This is a genomic window from Pseudoxanthomonas jiangsuensis (assembly GCF_010093185.1).
GTDB classification, from domain to species: domain Bacteria; phylum Pseudomonadota; class Gammaproteobacteria; order Xanthomonadales; family Xanthomonadaceae; genus Pseudoxanthomonas; species Pseudoxanthomonas jiangsuensis.
On the sequence record NZ_PDWL01000054.1, the window covers coordinates 1 to 2,532 of the forward strand.

1 protein-coding gene and 1 pseudogene are annotated in these 2,532 nt (G+C 61.1%); both read left to right on the top strand.

All coding sequences use genetic code 11. The features are described from left to right. Positions 1-313 precede the first annotated feature (313 nt). Positions 314-1,126: pseudogene (locus CSC62_RS17080) on the top strand (IS1595 family transposase); the annotation flags it as partial. 118 nt (positions 1,127-1,244) lie between these two features. Next, positions 1,245-2,532 (top strand): IS5 family transposase (locus CSC62_RS17085; RefSeq protein ID WP_162407881.1); only part of this gene is annotated, 1,288 nt, incomplete at its 3' end.

A 2,532-nucleotide genomic window follows, 5' to 3' on the forward strand; every position in this document is an offset into this window, starting at 1 on the left:
ACATAACACAGTTGTTACATGGGTGTGGGTAAAAATAGAACGCTGTGTTCCGCAGGGTGCGGGACCGGTACGATATCCACACGTTTCCACAATCGCAGATCTGCTTGGCCGTCGTCCTCGCATCGTCAAGCATTGTAGCCATGTCGGGAGGAACTAGAGGGTCGGCAGGGATTCATGTAAAAAAAGCCAAAAGTGAGCTAAATTGTTGGAAGTAAAGGTTTTCCTGATTAGCCCTGACCCTCAGCCATCAGTCGCAGGATCTGCGCCGCGCTGTGTGGATGCTGCTGTCATCTGAAGCCAACGAGGTGACGTGATGAGCATCAATGCGGTGCAGTTCCAGGCTGGATTGTCGATGCCTGAGTTCTTCGCGTCCTACGGCACCGAGGCCAAGTGCTATCGCGCGCTCTACAAGTGGCGTTGGCCGCAGGGCTTTCGTTGCCCTGTTTGTGCCGGGCGCGTGCGCTCGCGTTTCAAGCGGGGTGCTGCGATCTACTCCCAATGCAGCGCGTGCCGGCATCAGACCAGTCTGATGGCAGGCACGATGTTCGAAGGCACCAAACTGCCGCTGCGCACCTGGATGCTGGCCTTGCACCTGTTGACCTCGACCAAAACCAACATGGCCGCACTGGAGTTGATGCGGCATCTGGGCGTCAACTACAAGACGGCCTGGCGGATGAAGCACAAGATCATGCAGGTCATGGCCGAGCGCGAAGCCACGCGGAAATTGGCGGGTTTCGTGCAGATCGACGATGCCTATCTCGGCGGCGAGCGTAACGGTGGCAAGGCCGGACGCGGATCAGAGAACAAACAAGCGTTCCTGATTGCGGTGCAGACCGATGCCACCTTCACCGCGCCGCGCTTTGTGGTGATCGAGCCGGTGCGCAGCTTCGACAACACCTCGCTGCAGGACTGGATTGTCCGTCGCCTGGCACCCGAATGCGAGGTCTACACCGATGGGCTGGCCTGCTTCCGCCGGCTGGAAGACGCCGGCCACGCGCACACCACGCTGGACACTGGCGGTGGTCGTGCCGCGACCGAAGCAGCCGGTGCCCGTTGGGTCAACGTGGTGCTGGGCAACCTCAAACGCGCCATCAGCGGTGTGTATCACGCCATCGCGCAAGGTAAATAGTCGCCCCTGAAAAACCCCCAGACCGCATCCATTGCAAGACTTGACCTACGTTTTAGGCGTGCTGGAATTACCAGTTTTCGTTACTCTACGAACTGGTTTATGGCAGTTTTCGCCCATGCGTACACGCCGTCCCGCCGCCGAGCAATTGCCTGCCGATGAGTTGTTTCGTTCGCGTCTGGAGAACCAGATCGACTTGCGCCATCCACTGGTCCAGCTGAGCCACCGGCTGCCGTGGAGTGCGCTGGAGCAGGCGCTGTCGCCACGATTGCCGGTCACCACCGGCACAGGCGGTCGCCCCGCATTGCCGATGCGTCTGATCGCTGGGCTGCTCTACCTCAAGCACGCCTACGACCTGTCCGATGAAGCGGTGTGCGAACGTTGGCTGGAAAATCCGTACTGGCAGTTTTTCACCGGCGAGGTGGTGTTCCAGACCTGCTTGCCGTGCGATCCCAGCTCCCTGACACGGTGGCGACAGCGCCTGGGCGAAGCCGGGATGGAAGAGCTGTTGGCGCACACCATCAACACCGCACATGCGGTCAAAGCAGTGGATGCGCGCGAGTTGTCGCGAGTGATCGTGGACACCACCGTGCAGGAAAAAGCGATCGCCCATCCCACCGACAACCGGCTGCTGGAGGTGGCCCGCAAGAAGCTGGTGCTGCTGGCCAAGCGACACGGCATCGCACTGCGACAGACCTATGCGCGGCAAGGTCCGGCGTTGAGCCGCAAGGCCGGGCGCTATGCGCATGCGCGCCAGTTCAAGCGCATGCGCAAGGTGCTGCGACGCCAACGCACGATCCTGGGACGCGTATTACGCGATCTGCAACGCAAGCTGGCCCAGCGGGAATCGTCGGTGCGTGAGCGCATCGGTGTCTGGTTGGAGCGCGCACACCGGTTGTTGACACAGCGTCCCAAGGACAACCAAAAACTCTACGCGTTGCACGCGCCGGAAGTGGAATGCATCAGCAAGGGCAAGGCGAGGAACCCGTACGAATTCGGCGTCAAGGTCGGCATTGCGGTGAGTGCGCGCAAGGGCTTGATCGTGGGCGCGCGCAGTTTTCCCGGCAATCCCTACGACGGCGACACGTTGGCCGAGCAATTGGAACAGGCGCGCGGGCTGCTCCAGGATGTGAATGTGATCCCGCAGATGGCCATCGTGGACTTGGGGTATCGCGGGCGCGAGGTGGAGGGTGTGCAGATCCTGCATCGGGGCAAAGCCAGAACGCTGACGCGACGGCAATGGCGCTGGATCAAACGAAGGCAAGCGGTAGAGCCGGTGATCGGACATCTGAAACAGGACTGCCGCTTGAATCGCTGCCATCTCAACGGCGCCCAAGGCGATGCACTGCACGTGCTCGGCTGCGCCGCCGGCTACAACCTGCGGTGGCTGCTGCGCTGGATCGCAT